Genomic DNA, 16,634 nt, shown 5'->3' on the forward strand with positions numbered 1-16,634 from the left:
AGGTATTCATCCTATTGCCTGCACACCGGAAGTGGAGACTCGCCTCACGCCTCGCTCTCCGTGAACGTGCGCGGGGCCGCTGTGGCGTGTCGCACGCCACTCTCAAAGTTTGCCCTCAGACTCGGAAAGTACAGTGGTAATGCCCGAGCTACCACCGCGTACCTTCATGCGCGGGCGCGCCACACCTCAAGCCCACACACCGAAAGAGCCCAATCGATGCCAAGCGGTTCCGATAGTCGCGGTCCCAACAAGAACTCCGGGGCCAAATCAGCCAAGGCCATCAAGGCCGCCAACAAGAACAGTCGGCCGGCCAAGAAGGGCAAGGGCGGCGTCCCCGCTCCCCGCCAGATCCCCTGGCTGTCGATCGGCGCCGGTGTGGCTGTGCTCGCACTCATCGCCGTGCTCGGTATCAATCTGTGGCCCAAGGTCGAGGAGCGGCAGGCCCTCGAGCCGTACAAGTACAGCTCCGAGAACAAGGATCCGTCCGACAAGATCGACGGCGTCCTCAAGATCGAGTACCCGGCCGGCCAGCACGTCGATTCCACTCAGCGCGTGGCGTACGACCAGACCCCGCCGTTCGGTGGCCCGCACGACGCCACCTGGGCTAACTGCACCGGAACCGTGTACGCCGACCCGATTCGCACCGAGAACGCCGTCCACTCGCTCGAGCACGGCGCCATCTGGATCACGTACAACCCCGATCTCGTCGACCAGGACCAGATCGACAGTCTCGCCGGACGCGTGAACGGCAAGTCCTACATGCTGATGTCGCCGTACCCCGGTCAGAGCAGCCCCATTTCTCTGCAGTCGTGGGGCCATCGCCTCGAGATCGACAAGGCCGACGACGATCGCATCGATCAGTTCATCACTGCGCTGAACCAGAACCCGAACGTCTACCCCGAGGTCGGCGCGAGCTGCACCAACCCGCTGTTCACTCCGTCGACGTCGCCGTTCGATCCGACACCTCCGGGCGCCGACGCCATCCAGATGGACGGCACGGGCGCTACCCCGGCCACCGACGAACAGATTCCCGCCGGTGGATAGTTCGACGAACACCGATCAGTCTTCGAAGCCGAGTCAGCGCACCGCACTGCTGATCATCGGTCTGATCGGCGCGATCGCCGTCGGTTTTGCGCTCGGCGCACTGACCAACCTCCTCGGACCCGATGCGAAGTCGTCACTGACCGTTCCGGCTTCGGATTCGGTGGACGTGGGCTTCGCGCAGGACATGAGCGTGCATCACAGCCAGGCCGTCGACATGGCGTCCATCGCCCTGACGAAGTCCACGGACAACGACGTACGCACGCTGGCGTTCGACATCTTGACCACGCAGCAGAACCAGCTCGGTCAGATGCAGGCGTGGCTGACCATGTGGGATCAGCCGCTGTCCAAGGTGGGCCCGTACATGGAGTGGATGTCGTCGGATTCGGGCTCCGGCCATGGATCGCACGGGACTTCGGCCACGATGGACATGAGTCATTCCGGGCCGGTCGACACCATGCCCGGCATGGCGTCCCCCGAGGACCTTGCGGCTCTCCGCGCAGCGGAAGGTCTGCAACTCGACACCTTGTTCCTGCAGCTGATGCTTCGTCACCACGAAGGTGGGCTTCCGATGATGGAGTACGCAGCAGCCGACGCCACCGAGGGGCCGGTGCGCAGCCTGGCGCAGACGATGGTCAACACGCAGCAGAGCGAGTCCAAGCTGATGACCGACATGTTGGCAGCTCGCGGCGCAATGCCACTGCCCATGAACTGAGCAGAACTGAACTGAGCCGAGAATGTTCAGACCCAACTGGGCCTGGTCCTGAATTTCAGGACCAGGTCCAGTTTTCTACTTCCGGCATGTCTTCGAGGTGCTCGACGATGTAACGCGAGTGCTTTTCGAGTTGTGTGCGGCAGAACTCCGCCAACTCGGACGCCCCGGCCGGCCGACGCTTGGAGCGTCGTAGCGCCTCGATCACCAGGTGGTAGCGGCTCATCTTGTTGAGGACGACCATGTCGAACGGTGTTGTGGTTGTTCCCTGTTCACTGAATCCGCGAACGTGGAAGCGCTCGGGACTCGGACGCCCGTGAATCAGTTCGTGCACGGCACGCGAGTATCCGTGGAATGCGAACACGACGTCGGTCTGCGCGGAGAACAGATCGAGGAAGACCCGCTCCCCGAATCCGTGGGGATGCTCGGTTGGCGTCAGCAAGGCCATCAGATCGACGACGTTGACGACGCGGGTGATCAGTTCGGGTGTGTGATCGCGCAGCAACTGTGCAGCAGCCAGGATCTCCTGCGTCGGCACATCTCCCGCGGCGGCCAGGACCACGTCCGGTTCCTGTCCGCGAGCCTCGGTTCCGGCCCATTCCCAGACCGAAGCGCCCGCCGCGCAGTGCTCGTGCGCTTGCTCGAGCGTGAGGTACTGCAGGTGCGGTTGCTTGTCCACGACTATCAGGTTGACGTGGTCGGTACTACGCAGGCAGTGATCCGAGATCGAGAGCAACGTGTTGGAATCCGGCGGCAGCCACACGCGGATCACACTGGGTGCCAAGGGAATAACGGCGTCGATCATGCCGGGGCCCTGATGACTGAATCCGTTGTGGTCGTTGCGCCAGCACGTACTGGTCAACAGCACGTTGAGCGAAGCAACAGACGCCCGCCACGGCAGGTCGACGGCATGTTGGAGCCACTTGGCGTGCTGGATGAGCATCGACACGCTCACCATCGCAAATGCTTCGTAGCTCGCGAACATCCCGTGTCGGCCCGACAGCAGATAGCCCTCGAGCCATCCCTCGCAGAGGTGCTCGCTGAGGACCTCCATGACACGACCGTCCGCGGACAGCCCGTCGTCGTAGTCGGTGATCGGCAGTTGCCAGCAGCGATCGGTTGTCTCGAATACGGCGCCGAGGCGATTGCTCGACGTCTCGTCCGGACAGAAGAGTCGGAAGATCCCGCCGCTGTCCTCGGTTTCCGTGGCGGCGTAGATGTCGCGCAGAAGCTCGCCGAGAACTCGCGTCGTCTCGTGGAAGGTCGAACCCGGGGATTGGATGGGAAGCGCATACTTTTCGAGCGGCGGCATCGGGAGATCGACGCGAAGTCGTCCACCGTTCGCGTAGGGAGTGCTCCCCATGCGCTTGTCCCCCGTCGGCGACAGCGCCGCCAGTTCCGCGACGAGTGATCCGTTGGCGTCGAACAACTCGTCCGGACGGTACGACCGCATCCACTCTTCGAGTTGCCGCAGATGTGATTCGTTGCTTCGCACGCCGGACAACGGCACCTGGTGCGCACGATGTGTGCCCTCGACCAAGATTCCGTCGACGGTGTGTGGACCGGTCCATCCTTTCGGCGTCCGCAACACGATTGCCGGCCACGAACCCGTCCACTCCTCTACGCGGCGTGCGGCACCCTGCATCTCGCGGATCTTCTCGTGCGCCTGCGAGATCGCTTGATACAGCTGAGGAAACACCGCGTCGGGGTCGTCACCGGAGACGACGATCGGCGCCCACCCCTGTCCACCAAGATAGGCCTGGATGTCTTCGTCGCTGCTGCGTCCGTAGACCGTCGGCCCGGCGATCTTGGCACCGTTCACGTGCAGGATCGGCAGCACCGCGCCGTCGCGTCGTGGATTCAGGAACGCCGGGAGCTTCCACGAGCCGGACAACGGCCCGGTCTCCGCTTCGCCGTCGCCGATCACACAGGCCACCACGAGGTTCGGATGATCGAAGGCAGCGCCGGCCGCATGGGCAAGGGCGTAGCCGAGCTCGCCGCCTTCGTGGATGCTTCCGGGTGTCTGCACACTCACATGGCTGGGCACTCCGCCGGGAGCGGAGAATCGCCGACACATCCGGTGGATGCCCTCGGCGTCGTCCGAGACTTCCGGATAGATCTCCGAGTACGTTCCCTCGAGATACGTCGACGCGACCAGCGCCGGACCGCCGTGCCCGGGACCGGTCACGTAAAGCCAGTCTGCGCCGGTGGCGACGATGTGCCGATTGAGGAGCGTGTAGATCATCGACAAGCCGGGGCTGGTCCCCCAGTGCCCGAGCAGTCGGGGCTTGATGTGCTCGGCACGCAACGGTTCCCGCAGAAGCGTGTTGTCCTTCAGATAGATCTGCGCGACGGTCAGGTAGTTGGCCGCTGCCCACCACTTCAGGTCGAGCGCGAGCTGGTCTTCGGAATAGTGGTGATCGGTCATCAACGACTCCCGTACCTCACGAGGGTGCCCGAGCAGTCCGCCCGAGCCTGTGCTCAGAGCCGAGCCTAGGCGTAAAAAGCATCCGAGTCAGTCGGTACAGATGATTCGACGACCATGGTCCCCGGCCGCATCCTCGACTACCTCACGCGAGGACGCCATGCCGAGACGGGTGCCGGTTTGGTCTTGTCCCCCCGTGATGCGCTACGCTAACGCAGCCCAATCGGCACACCGAAAGTTCGGTGCGCCCCCGTAGCTCAGGGGATAGAGCGTTCGCCTCCGGAGCGAAAGGTCGCAGGTTCGAATCCTGCCGGGGGCACCACGAAGACGCAGGTCAGCGATTGATCGTCGACCTCTTCACGGTGCCACACCAAAATATTCAGGGCAATCTACCCGACTACTGTCGATCTCATGCCTCGCATCGATCCTGCTCCCACGTACACGATGCGTCAGCTTGCTGCGTTTGTCGCGGTAGCCGAGACCGGAACGATCAGTGCCGCGGCCGAGCGCCTGCACCTCTCTCCTTCCGCCCTGTCCGCGGCGCTCACCGAACTCGAACGCGCGCTCAAAGTTCAACTGTGCGTTCGCCGTCGCTCATTCGGCATTCAACTGACCCGCACCGGTGAATCCGTTCTGGTGCGCGCCCGGGCGCTACTTCAGCAAGCCGGGGAACTCGAATCCGATGCGCTCGGAACCGGCGGAAGCGTGTCGGGGCCCATCGCGATCGGCTGTTATCCCGCTCTGGGGCCGACGGTGTTGCCGTCGATGATCGCCGGGTTCACCCGTGAGAATCCTGACGCGCAGGTGGAGTTCCGCGAGGACACTCAGAATCGGCTCCAGACACATCTCGAGAACGGCGAGTTGGACCTCGCAATCGCTTACGACCTGGACCTGTCTCCACAATTACGCACAGTTCCGTTGGCCATCCGCGAACCCTTGATCGTCCTGGGTGCAGAACACCCACTCGCGCGGTCCGAGCGACCGATCCATCTTCCGGACCTCGCGGAACACCCGATGGTTCTCCTCGACGCGCCGCCGAGCACCAAACACGCGCTCGACGTCTGTCGCGCAGGCGGATTCGCCCCGAAGGTTGCCTACAGAACTGCGAACTTCGAGACGGCGAGGGCATTTGTCGGCCGTGGCCTCGGCTGGACGCTGCTACTCCAGCGGCCCAAGATCGACGTCACGTACGAGGGGCTCGAGGTGGTCGTCAAGACCATCGCTTCCCCCGCCGTGCCGTCGGTGCACGTAGTTCTCGCTTGGCACCAGAACACTCGCCTCAGCCGCGTCGCACGCGCTTTCATAGAATTCGTTTCACCCTCAGAACCTGCCCAATAGTCCCGCTACCAGGCAGCGGAGCTGGTTCCACGTATTTTCCGTGCAAGAACCTCCAATTCTTTCGCTTTTCAATTGTTGTGGCGCACGTCATTGTTTCTTCAAGCCACATTCATCTCGAAAGGCACTTCATGACCTCCATCGCCTCACCGACCGCAACGCGCGCCGCCGCGACGGTCAAGGCGCGTAAGGCCGCCCTCGGCAGCTTTGTCGGCACCGCCATCGAGTGGTACGACTTCTTCATCTACGGCACCGCCGCCGCACTCGTGCTCGGCAAGCAGTTCTTCCCCGGCACGTCCGATCTGGCCGGCACCCTCGCCGCCTTCGCCACCCTCGCCGTCGGATTCGTCGCGCGTCCCATCGGCGGAATCGTGATGGGCCACTTCGGCGACCGCATCGGACGCAAATCCATGTTGGTCACCTCGTTGATGCTGATGGGCTGCGCCACCGTTGCCATCGGGCTGCTACCCAACTACGCCGCTATCGGCGTCTTTGCCCCCATACTCCTGGTGACCTTGCGATTCGTTCAGGGACTCGGTGTCGGCGGCGAGTGGGGCGGCGCAGTTCTGGTCGCCACCGAAAACGCACCGGAGGGCAGGAAGGGGCTGTACGGCAGCGCACCACAAATCGGTGTTCCCGCAGGCGTACTGGTGGCCAATCTCGTCTATCTCCCCCTCGCCGCCTTCATGGACGACGATGCATTCAACTCCTGGGGATGGCGAATCCCGTTCCTGCTCAGCGCAGTTCTGGTGGGCGTTGCGATGTGGATCCGTCTCGGCCTCGAGGAAAGTGACGAGTTCACCGCGTCGAAGTCCGAGGCACCGGCGGAGTCCATGCCGATTCTCGAGGTTCTCACCAGACACTGGAAGACTGTGCTCCTCGCCGGTGGAACCTTCATCGCCACCAACGGAATCGCGTACGCGTACATGGTTTACGTCCTCAAGTACGGCGAGACCGAACTCGGCTTCAGCAAGACCACGATGCTCTTTCTTCTCATCGCATCCTGCCCGTTCTGGATGGCGGGAATGGCTTTCAGCGCTCACAAGTCGGACACTCTCGGACGCCGGACCGTCTACATCCGCAGTTCGATCACCCTGGTAGTGGCGGCAGCGGTGTTCTTTCCGCTGATCGACACAGCGATCGTTCCGGTGATGCTCGTATCGATGATCGCCCTCGGCTTCACGCTCGGCTGCTGCGCCGGCCCACAAGCGGCACTGTTCGCCGAATTGTTTCCCGCACACATCCGCTACAGCGGAGCGTCACTCGGCTACCAGATCGGCGCAATCCTCGGCGGCGGTCTGGCCCCGATGATCGCCACCGCGCTCTACGCCGCCTTCGATACCTCGTTCGCCATCACCGCCTACTTCGTGATCATTGCCGTGATCAGCCTGGTTTCCATCCTGCTGCTCCCGGAACCTCAATTGATCCCGAAAAACACTGCCGCACAGAAAGCCTCGTGACCATGTCGACCTACTTTCATCCGAAGAAGTACGCACCCGAGGACTTCGCCTCCCTGGCGCCTTCGGCCGACGCACTTCCCGTCGTGATCGTCGGAGCCGGCCCCGTCGGCATGGGCGTAGCCATGGGCTTGGCGCAGCGCGGCATTGCCGTCACGATTCTCGAAGCGGCCGATCAGGTCTCGTTCGGCAGTCGCGCGATCTGCGTGTCACGCCACAGCCTCGAAGTTGCCGAACGCCTCGGCTTCGGTGCCGAGCTCGAAGACATAGTTCTGCCGTGGGTGGGTGGTCGGAGTTACTACCGCGATCAGGAAGTACTGCAGTTCCGCATGGCATCCGCCGAGCACGACGCGCGTGGACCCATGGTCAACGTCTCGCAATCCGAGTTCGAGCAGATCATGACCGACAAGCTGCTCGCTCACCCATTGGTGAACTTCCACTGGTCGTCGTCGATCGCCGGCATCTCCGTCGGTGACGACGAGGTGACTCTGACCGTCGACACCGCGTTCGGAACCCGCGAACTGCGCGCGGCGTGGGTCGTTGCCGCCGATGGTGGACGCAGCAAGATGCGCGAACTCAGCGGAATCCGCTTGCAGGGCAACAGCTACGAGGGCAACTACGTCATTGCCGACATTCATTGGGAATCGGAACTCCCGGCCGAGCGTCTGGTGTGGTTCGACGCACCCAGCAACCCGGGGTCCACGATCATCATGCATCGCCAACCACGGGACATCTGGCGCATCGACTACCAGCTCGACGCCTCGGACGATCCGGAAGCGGAGACGCAAGAAGATCGCATCCGTGACCGCATCACGCGTCACCTCGAATGGCTCCAGAGCGACATCCCCTGGACCCTGGAATGGTTCGGCTTCTACCGCGCCCACGCACTCGCTCTGGAAGATTTCACTCACGGCCGTGTGCTTTTTGCCGGCGACGCCGCGCATCTCGTTCCGATCTTCGGTGTGCGCGGCCTGAACTCGGGCATGGAAGACGCCGAGACCCTGGTGTGGCAACTAGCCGCCGTCATCAACGGAGCTGCCGATTCCACCATCCTCGACGCGTATTCGAAGGAACGTCGCAGCGCGTGGCAGCAGAACGTCGACAACGCAGGCAAGTCGACGCTCATCATGTCGCCGGGAAGTCACGGCTACCGGACCACCCGCGATGCCGTACTCGAACTCGCCACCAAGCGAAGCGAATTCGCGCACCTCATCAACCCGCGCCAGTCGAGTGCGACGCACGCCCGGCTCTCCCCGCTGACGTGGCCCACAGCTGCGGGCGCCGAGGGCGTACTACCCGGCGATCCGTTGGAAGACAGGGTCGTCCAGGTCTCGGCGGACGGTTCATCTACCTCCTTGAACAGTCTGCGCGGTACTGGATTCGGCCTGCTGGCTTTCGGACTGTCAGCTGAGCTGGTATCCGAACTCGACACGCAAGCCGAAATCCTTGCTCAGGCCCTTGCACCGGAAACCGTACGCGTGATCACCGTGGGAACTACCGACTCCACGGTTCCCGATGCCGAAGGCAATCTCGCATCTGCCCTCGGCGCACGTGTCGGCGAGATCTTCGTGATTCGGCCCGACGGATTGGTGCTGTGCCGCATCAGCGATCCCACGCAATTGAACGACGTGGCCAAACACCTCACCGCCGGCACTGCGCCGACGCACTTCGATACGGCACAGTCGGCGACAACTGCGGTGGTCGACGACGAGTGCCACCGCGAACACGTCTGGTTGGCACTGTCGAATGCACTGGATCAGGCTGATCCGTCCGACCGCGAAGCCATGTTGGTGCGCCTTGCCTTGATTCTCGGTTCGCAAGCTACGTCGACGACCTTCGACGTAGCACTGAAAGACGCTGCCCTGAAATCTGCCACGCGATAGTTCAGACACAGCAACTCGGCCGCGCAGGATTGTCCCCTACGCGGCCGAGCGCATTCGCGGATGAAGCGAGTATTCAGTTGACCTCGGCCAATTCCTTTTCTTCCTCAGCGCGCATTTCACGCACGGATCTTCCCCGCTGCGACCTTCCACGTACCAGCGGCGAGACGGTGATCGCCAAGCCCACCAGCGCGACCCCGGTGACCAGGATCAGTCCGGGATGGAACTGCTCGAATCCGGCGGTACCGGCGCCGGACGCGGTGTGCGATCCAGCGGTTACGAGGGCAGTGGTGAGAGCGAGCACGAGCGCCGCACCGACCTGAGCGGAGGTGTTCACCAGCCCGGACGCCAAACCCTGCTCCGAGTCGTCGACACCCGAGGTGGCCTGGGCCATGATCGAGGTGTATCCCAGCGCGAATCCGAGTCCGAGCAGGATGACGCTCGGCAGAATCGCCACGACGTACGACGGTGAATCGCTGCCCGCGAAGAGGAACCAGAGGTACCCGACGCTGAGCGAGGTCAGTGCCGCGATGATGAGCTTGGCACTGCCGTACAGGTCGACCAGCCGTCCGACGAACGGTGATCCGAAGGCGACGATGATGCCCGCGGGGAGCAGTGCCATCGCCATCTTCAGGGGCGACCAGCCGAGGGCCGACTGCAGGAAGATCGTCATCATGAACTGGAAGCTCAGGTAGGAACCGAAGAGTGCGATGATGGCCAGATTCGCACGAACGATAGTGCCGACGCGCAGAAGCCCAAGTCGCACAAGCGGATGCGCCACCTTCTTCTCCACGAAGAAGAACGTCGCCAGAAGCACGGCTGCGACGGCGAACGAACCCAGCGTCATCGGGTGTGCCCATCCACGGGTCGGAGCCGAAACCATCGTGTACACCGTGAGAAGCATTCCCGTCACCAGGGTGACGGCGCCGACGAGATCGTGTCCCCCGGTATCTGCGGGACGGTCCCGCGGAATGAGGAAGTACCCACCGATCAGCGCGATGACGGCAAACGGAACCGGCATCAGGAACGTGAATCGCCAACCGGCACTGGTCAACAGCCCACCGAGGATCAGACCGGACGAGTAACCACTGGCGCCGAACACGGAGAACACCGACAGCGCACGGTTACGGGCCGGACCTTCCTTGAACGTCGTGGTGAGAATGGACATTGCGGTCGGAGCGGTAAAGGCCGCGGCCAATCCCTTCACGAATCGTGATGCGATCAGCAGTGTTCCGTTGTCGACAAGGCCACCGACCAGCGAGGCGATTGCGAACACGGTCAGTGCGATCAGGAAGACCTTCCTGCGCCCGAGAAGATCGGCGGTACGTCCACCGAGTAGCAACAGGCCGCCGAATCCGAGGACGTAGCCGTTGATGATCCACTGCAGCGAGGTAGTGGACAGGCCCAGTTCATTGCCGATGGACGGAAGCGCGACGCCCACCATCGACACATCGAGACCGTCGAGGAACAACACGAGGCAGAGCACCGCGAGGATGCCCCACAGCTTGAGGGACCAGCCCTCCCCTGTGGCCGGATCCGAGGATTCCGTAGAAACCGGGGCTTCCGGCGAATCGAATGGTTTGAGTGTCGAGTCTGTGCAAGTCACGTCAGCGAGAATAGATGCACATGCACATAATGCACAAGCATTTAATGCAATTGCACGTAATCGAGTCTTCAACTAGAATGCGGTCGTGACGTCGGAATCCGAATTGCGCAACACCTGGCGCTCGCTGTCGACCAGCTACAACGACATCGCGTGCGAACTCGATCGCCAGATGCAGTCGGCGCATGGGCTGAGCATGAGCGACTTCGAGGCTCTCGACCGACTCATGGACGCCACGTGCGAACGTCCACGCATGCAGGAGCTTGCCTCGGAGATGTACCTGAGTCCCAGCGCGCTCTCCCGTAGCGTGGCCCGTCTCGAGAAGGCCGGACTGGTTCAGCGAGCACTGTGCGAGGCCGACCGGCGCGGAGTCTTCGTCGACGTCACCGACAAAGGACGTCAGGTACACGCGGACGCCAGCAAAATCCAACTGGCCGTACTGGATTCACGCCTGCGCGAGCAGTAGCCACACGTCAGCGGAGCACGACACAGCGCCCGGCCACCGGCCGAGGGCCGTTCCGGACTAGACTGAGCACATACCGACGCGCCTTTCTGTTGCCGTCGGCGATCGACAGCAGCGCAGCCAGCACGCTTTCACGCGGTCCTGGCCGAGGCAATCTGCCAGCGTTCCTGCGGCTTCTGCTAGTCCCTCAGGCTCCTGCCTGACATCTCTACCTGCTCCTATCGAGAGATACACAATTGAACAACGCACGCACCCTTGGAGTCATCGGACAGTCGAGCAAACCGGCAGAACGCCGGTTGCCGATCCATCCTGCGCATTTCGATCGCATCGATGCCGAACTACGTTCTCGGATCTACCTCGAAGAAGGCTACGGCCACCCCTTCGGCTACTCCGACGACTACCTCTCGCGCCTCGTTGCCGGAATCCGCACGCGCAAGCAGATTTTGGCGGAAACCGATGTGGTTCTGCTACCGAAGCCGTTGGTGCGTGACCTCGCCGAACTACGGTCAGGTCAGGTTCTCTGGGGCTGGCCGCACTGTGTCCAGGACACCGAACTGACACAGATCGCGATCGACAAGAAACTGACTCTCATCGCCTTCGAGGCCATGAACTTCTGGCACAGCGACGGATCGTTCAATCTGCATGTGTTCCACAAGAACAACGAGCTCGCCGGTTATTGCTCGGTACTGCACGCCCTGCAGTTGATCGGTTCCACCGGTGATTACGGCCGGCGTCTCACCGCTGCCGTGATCGGTTTCGGAGCCACTGCACGCGGCGCGGTCACAGCACTCAAGGCGCACGGTATCCACGAAGTGAACGTCCTCACCCAGCGTGGAGTCACCGCGGTCAGCTCCCCCATCCACTCGGCGCGCATGGTCTCGTTCGACAACAACAACGGTGACGTCCGTGGCAGCCACGTCATGCTCGACAACCACAGCGTGCCGGTGCCCGGCTTCTTGGCCGAGCACGACATCGTCGTCAACTGCGTACTGCAGAACACGGACGCCCCACTGACGTTCTTGACCGAGGAAGATCTCATGGACTTCCAACCGGGAAGCCTCATCGTCGACGTCTCGTGCGACGAAGGCATGGGGTTCAGCTGGGCTCGTCCCACCTCGTTCGCGGATCCGACCTTCATCGTCGGCGACAACATCACTTACTACGGCGTCGATCACAGCCCGTCGTACCTGTGGAACTCCGCGTCGTGGGAGATCAGCGAATCACTTCTTCCCTACCTGCCCACTGTGATGGCAGGAGAGACGGCCTGGAAGGCAGACGAGACCGTCGATCGGGCCATCGAAATCCGGGACGGCGTCATCGTGAATCCCGCCATCACACGTTTCCAGCACCGCTCGTCGGACTACCCGCACGCTGTCATCGCGGAGTAGGCGCCCCGATCAGGCCTGGCCGGCTGCCGCATTGATCGGCGCCATGTCGAAATAGTCGCGCCAGGCTTTGATCTTTCCGTCCTCGACTTCGAACACCCCCATGACCGGGAGCGCTACCTCGGCGCCGTTGATGGTGAAAACGTCGACGCGCTCGTTCATGACGGTGTTGCCGTCCGCGACCTGACGCTTGATCTGAAAGTCGATGTTGCCGAAGGCACCGACAAACTGCTCGATGAACGCCCGGACGGCCTCGCGACCGACCACGGGCTCCATCGGGATGTTGTGATAAACGACGTCATCGGTGAAGTAGTCGACGATCTTTGCAACATCGATGTCTGCCCACAGCGCACAGAAATCGGTGATCAGTTTGTCCGATGTCATTGTGTTCCAGCCTCTTTCGAATCGTCTTCGTGGGGTTCGATGATTGCCAGGATGCTTTCGATCTCGCCTGCCGGTATCCCGAAGTACTCGGTGACGAAAACTGTGACGGCCGGTGCCTGGCCAGGTGTTCCGAGGTCGAGCAGATACCGGGCTACGACGCTCTCGCCCCACTCACGCAGCGCGAGTTCACGTATCGCCACGATTCCGCGATATTGCTGGCCTTGTTCGAGCTCGTTGCTGATGAAGGCGCCGCTGTCACCGGTTCGCTGACCGTTCTCGACCCGCCAGGCGTCGGCGGCGAAGCGGACCTTCGTTGCGTCATGAGTGAGCAATGCGTTCACGTATTCACGCGCCATGGCGACGCGTCCGCTGACCGCAGACTCCGTGGAGTGCTTGGCAATTGCGCCCAGGATCGACTCCGACAACTCCGGTCGGCAGATCACGAGATCCGGCAGGTACGGATGAGATTCGTTGTAGAGCAGCGACGAACCGTCGATGCGGCTGCAATGCAGTCCCGCCGCCTGTGCGACGCCGACGGGCGCAGCCGAATCCCATTCCCACTGCCCACCGGCGTGCAGGTACGCGTCGACCTCGCCGCGCACCACCGCCATCGCCTTGGCGCCGGCCGATCCCATGTGCACCACGTCGGCGCCGAGTTCGGCTGCCACCGCTTCGGTGAATGCGGGTGGTCGCGATCCGCTGACTACTACGCGGAGCGGCGAGTTGGCGGCAACCGAAGCTGCCTCGTCGCCACTGGAGTACACCGCTCCGAGCGCCGGCTGAGCAACCGCGGCTGCGGTAATTCCGCTACCGCGCTCCCAAAGCGCCACGTGCACTGCCCAATCCGCATGATTCGGCAAGCCGTATTCCTTGGAGCCGTCCAGCGGATCGATGATCCAGACCCGAGCTGCATCCAGACGACTGCGATCGTCGGCAGATTCCTCAGAGAGCACGGCATCGCCCGGCCGCTCGGCAGCCAACCGGTCGAGGATGTAGGAATCGGCGGCCTTGTCGCCCCGGCGACCCAGTTCACGACCGTCGTCGACACCCAGACCCTCGGCTCGGATCCCCAGGAGGATCGCACCGGCGGCCTGCGCCAATTCCGCCGCGAGTGCCTCGTCGGCGATTCTGCTGTGTGTGGATTCGCTCACCGGTCCAACACTTCCATAATTCGCAGCGCAAGTTCGGTAGGCGTTCCGTCTTCGGGTCTGATCACCAGCTCGGGACTTGTCGGAGCTTCGTAGGGATCGTCGACTCCGGTGAATCCCGTGATTTCCCCGGCCCTGGCCTTGGCGTACATGCCCTTGGGGTCTCGGGCTTCACATTGCTCGATCGGGGTGTCGACGTAGACCTCGACGAACTTCAGCCCGGCGGCCTCGTGCGCCGCCCGCACTCGATCACGATCTTCGCGGTACGGGCTTATCAGGCAGGCCACTGCCACTGCACCTGAATCAGCGAACAACTGCGCCACCGAGCCGACTCGGCGGACGTTCTCGGCGCGGTCATCGGCACTGAATCCCAGATCCGCGTTCAATCCGTGCCGGAGGTTGTCGCCGTCGAGGCGGTACGCCGGGATACCCGCGGCCACCAAGCGGCGTTCGAGTTCCACCGCGATCGTCGACTTACCCGAGGCCGAGAGACCGGTGAGCCACACGGTGGCGCCGGCAGTCGCACGTTCCTCGCGAGAAACCTCCGAACTGTGCCAGACGACGCGCGATTCCTTGAGCGTCGGACCGTTGATCATTCCGGCGGCGACGGTATTGCCCGTGGTCTCGTCCACGAGAATGAAGCTGCCCGTCACGCGGTTGCGGCGGTAGGGATCGAACATCAACGGCTGCTGCGTCTTGATCGAGATGCGGCCGATCTCGTTGAGGGACAGAGATTCTGCCTTCTCGTCGCGGTGCAGAGAATTGACGTCCAGCCGGTAGTCGAGCTTGACGATCTGCGCTTTCGTGGAGCGCGTGGTGTGCAGCAACGAGTAGCGATTGTTCTCCGACAGAGTTGTCTGTTCGGTCAACCAACAGACCATCGCATCGATTTCCTGCCCGACCTGCGGCCGGTTGTTGAGCCGACACAATTGGTCCCCGCGGCTGACGTCGAGATCGTCGGTCAGCTCGATGCATACGGCCGAGGGCGCAAACGCTTCGTCGATCACGTCACCGCCCGGCCCGTGGACTGCCTTCACCGTCGAGGTGAATCCTGAAGGCAAAGCCACGATTTCGTCGCCGGGCTTGAAGACGCCGCTGGCCACCGTTCCGGCGTATCCACGGAAATCGTGGAGGTCGGCGTCGGTCTGCTTCTGCGGACGGATCACGTACTGCACCGGAAACCGAGCGTCGATCAAGTTGCGATCCGACGCGATGTGCACCTGCTCGAGATGGTGCAGCAGAGAAGGCCCGTCGTACCAGGACATGTTCTCGGTCCGGGCAACGATGTTGTCCCCCAACAGCGCCGAGACCGGAATGAACGTCAGGTCGTGGACGTCCAACTTGATCGCGAACTGTCGGAATTCTTCCTTGATCTCCTCGAACCGTTCCTGAGACCAGCCCACCAGGTCCATTTTGTTCACACACAGCACGAGGTGGGGTATCCCCAGGAGAGTGGACAAGAAGGCGTGCCGCCGCGTCTGTTCGAGCACCCCTTTGCGAGCATCCACCAGGATCAGGGCAAGGTCGGCCGTCGACGCGCCGGTCACCATGTTGCGGGTGTACTGCTCGTGCCCGGGAGTGTCCGCAATGATGAACTTCCGATGAGGGGTCGCGAAATACCGGTGGGCCACGTCGATAGTGATGCCCTGTTCACGCTCGGCGCGCAATCCGTCGGTCAGTAGCGCGAGGTTGGCGTACTCGTCGCCGCGTTCTCGACTGCTCCGTTCCACGGCCTCGAGTTGGTCCTCGAAGATCGACTTGGAGTCGTAGAGCAACCGGCCGATGAGTGTCGATTTTCCGTCGTCGACACTGCCCGCTGTAGCGACTCTCAGCAGTTGCGGCATCAGAAGTACCCCTCTTTCTTACGATCTTCCATGCCAGCTTCGGAAATCCGGTCATCAGCCCTGGTTGCGCCACGCTCCGTGATACGGCTCGCCGCAACTTCTTCCACGACAGCGCCCGGTGTTTCGGCCGACGATTCGACACATCCGGTACACGTTGCGTCGCCGACCGTACGGAAGCGCACCAACGCCTCGTAGGACTCTTCGCCGGCGCGAAGCTCGAGGAAACGGGTGCGTGCCAACAACATTCCGTCGCGTGGAACCACCTCGCGACGATGGGCGTAGTAGATGCCGGGGAGGTCGATCTGCTCGCTCTCGATGTACTGCCAGATGTCGAGCTCTGTCCAGTTGGAGAGCGGGAAGATCCGAATATGTTCGCCCTTACGGTGTTTGCCGTTGTACAGGTTCCACAGTTCAGGTCGCTGCACCTTCGGATCCCATTGCCCGAACTCGTCCCGGAAGCTGAACACCCTCTCTTTGGCGCGCGCCTTCTCCTCGTCTCGGCGAGCACCACCGAACACGGCGTCGAACTTGTTGTCGCGAATTCCGCGCAGCAACGCGTGCGTCTGCAGGCGATTGCGACTGGAACCGACTCCGGTGTCCTCGATGACGCGTCCGGCGTCGATGTCGTCCTGCACGCTGGAGACGACAAGACGCAGGTTGAAGCGATCGACCGTCTGGTCGCGGAATTCGATCACCTCGTCGAAATTGTGACCGGTGTCGACGTGCATCACAGCGAACGGCAGTGGGGCAGGCCAGAATGCCTTGGCCGCTACGTGCAGCATCACGACGGAATCCTTACCTCCGGAGAACAGGAGGACCGGCTTTTCGAAAGTCGCTGCGACTTCGCGGAAAATATGGACCGCCTCCGCTTCGAGTGCTCGCAGATGCGACAACTCGTAGGCGGGCGGGGTCTGGAGTGTTGCCATGTCTTTCGCTCCTGAGCATCACGTACTCCGT

13 protein-coding genes and 1 tRNA gene are annotated in these 16,634 nt (G+C 62.5%); 8 read left to right on the top strand and 6 right to left on the bottom strand.

The window, feature by feature from the left end; genetic code table 11:
• The first annotated feature begins 216 nt into the window (after nt 1–216).
• Both QM609_RS16155 and QM609_RS16160 read left to right on the top strand, forming a co-directional pair.
• Nucleotides 217–1,044, top strand: coding sequence for a thioredoxin-like domain-containing protein (locus QM609_RS16155; protein WP_003941378.1), 828 nt, complete (start codon nt 217–219; stop codon nt 1,042–1,044).
• Nucleotides 1,037–1,756, top strand: coding sequence for a DUF305 domain-containing protein (locus QM609_RS16160; RefSeq protein ID WP_047270160.1), 720 nt, complete (start codon nt 1,037–1,039; stop codon nt 1,754–1,756). Before QM609_RS16155 ends, QM609_RS16160 begins: the two co-directional genes overlap by 8 nt.
• A gap of 55 nt (nt 1,757–1,811) precedes the next feature.
• Here the strand turns inward: QM609_RS16160 and QM609_RS16165 are convergent, their stop codons facing one another.
• Nucleotides 1,812–4,181, bottom strand: a complete 2,370-nt coding sequence (locus QM609_RS16165; protein WP_050655258.1) for a phosphoketolase family protein — start codon at nt 4,179–4,181, stop codon at nt 1,812–1,814.
• 243 nt (nt 4,182–4,424) lie between these two features.
• On the opposite strand from QM609_RS16165, the gene QM609_RS16170 reads away from it, so the two are divergent.
• From QM609_RS16170 to QM609_RS16185, 4 genes are all read left to right on the top strand, one after another.
• Nucleotides 4,425–4,500: transfer RNA gene (locus tag QM609_RS16170), tRNA-Arg, on the top strand.
• Nucleotides 4,501–4,589: 89 nt separating this feature from the next.
• A complete protein-coding gene (locus tag QM609_RS16175) occupies nt 4,590–5,516 on the top strand; it encodes a LysR substrate-binding domain-containing protein (RefSeq protein ID WP_030537328.1) in 927 nt (308 codons plus the stop codon).
• Between the two features lie 128 nt (nt 5,517–5,644).
• Entirely contained in the window at nt 5,645–6,973 is a 1,329-nt protein-coding gene (locus QM609_RS16180; RefSeq protein WP_007726181.1) for an MFS transporter, read from the top strand.
• Between the two features lie 2 nt (nt 6,974–6,975).
• Nucleotides 6,976–8,853: an FAD-dependent monooxygenase gene (locus tag QM609_RS16185; protein ID WP_050655262.1), complete on the top strand. Its 1,878-nt coding sequence runs from the start codon at nt 6,976–6,978 to the stop codon at nt 8,851–8,853.
• Between the two features lie 73 nt (nt 8,854–8,926).
• Here the strand turns inward: QM609_RS16185 and QM609_RS16190 are convergent, their stop codons facing one another.
• The gene (locus tag QM609_RS16190) at nt 8,927–10,456 is read right to left on the bottom strand and encodes an MFS transporter (RefSeq protein ID WP_007726177.1); all 1,530 of its coding nucleotides are present in this window, start codon (nt 10,454–10,456) and stop codon (nt 8,927–8,929) included.
• Between the two features lie 85 nt (nt 10,457–10,541).
• Here QM609_RS16190 and QM609_RS16195 point away from each other — a divergent pair, with 85 nt between their 5' ends.
• Nucleotides 10,542–10,919: a MarR family winged helix-turn-helix transcriptional regulator gene (locus QM609_RS16195; protein ID WP_003941367.1), complete on the top strand. Its 378-nt coding sequence runs from the start codon at nt 10,542–10,544 to the stop codon at nt 10,917–10,919.
• 233 nt (nt 10,920–11,152) lie between these two features.
• Complete coding sequence (locus tag QM609_RS16200) at nt 11,153–12,304, top strand: N(5)-(carboxyethyl)ornithine synthase (protein ID WP_050655257.1); 1,152 nt, start codon at nt 11,153–11,155, stop codon at nt 12,302–12,304.
• 9 nt (nt 12,305–12,313) lie between these two features.
• On the opposite strand, the gene QM609_RS16205 is transcribed toward QM609_RS16200, so the two are convergent.
• From QM609_RS16205 to cysD, 4 genes are read right to left on the bottom strand one after another with little or no spacing between them, the layout of a single operon-like run.
• A complete protein-coding gene (locus QM609_RS16205) occupies nt 12,314–12,685 on the bottom strand; it encodes a limonene-1,2-epoxide hydrolase family protein (protein ID WP_050655256.1) in 372 nt (123 codons plus the stop codon).
• Nucleotides 12,682–13,836 (bottom strand): 3'(2'),5'-bisphosphate nucleotidase CysQ, encoded by a 1,155-nt coding sequence (locus tag QM609_RS16210; RefSeq protein WP_050655255.1) that lies wholly within the window; start codon nt 13,834–13,836, stop codon nt 12,682–12,684. Before QM609_RS16210 ends, QM609_RS16205 begins: the two co-directional genes overlap by 4 nt.
• Nucleotides 13,833–15,677 carry an adenylyl-sulfate kinase gene (gene cysC / locus QM609_RS16215; protein ID WP_003941334.1) on the bottom strand — a complete coding sequence of 615 codons (1,845 nt, stop codon included), beginning with the start codon at nt 15,675–15,677 and terminating at the stop codon, nt 13,833–13,835. Before cysC ends, QM609_RS16210 begins: the two co-directional genes overlap by 4 nt.
• Entirely contained in the window at nt 15,677–16,603 is a 927-nt protein-coding gene (gene cysD, locus QM609_RS16220) for a sulfate adenylyltransferase subunit CysD (RefSeq protein ID WP_003941285.1), read from the bottom strand. The genes cysC and cysD overlap by 1 nt, the downstream gene beginning before the upstream one ends.
• Nucleotides 16,604–16,634 lie beyond the last annotated feature (31 nt).

This window comes from Rhodococcus sp. IEGM 1302 (assembly GCF_030056935.1).
GTDB lineage: Bacteria > Actinomycetota > Actinomycetes > Mycobacteriales > Mycobacteriaceae > Rhodococcus_F > Rhodococcus_F qingshengii.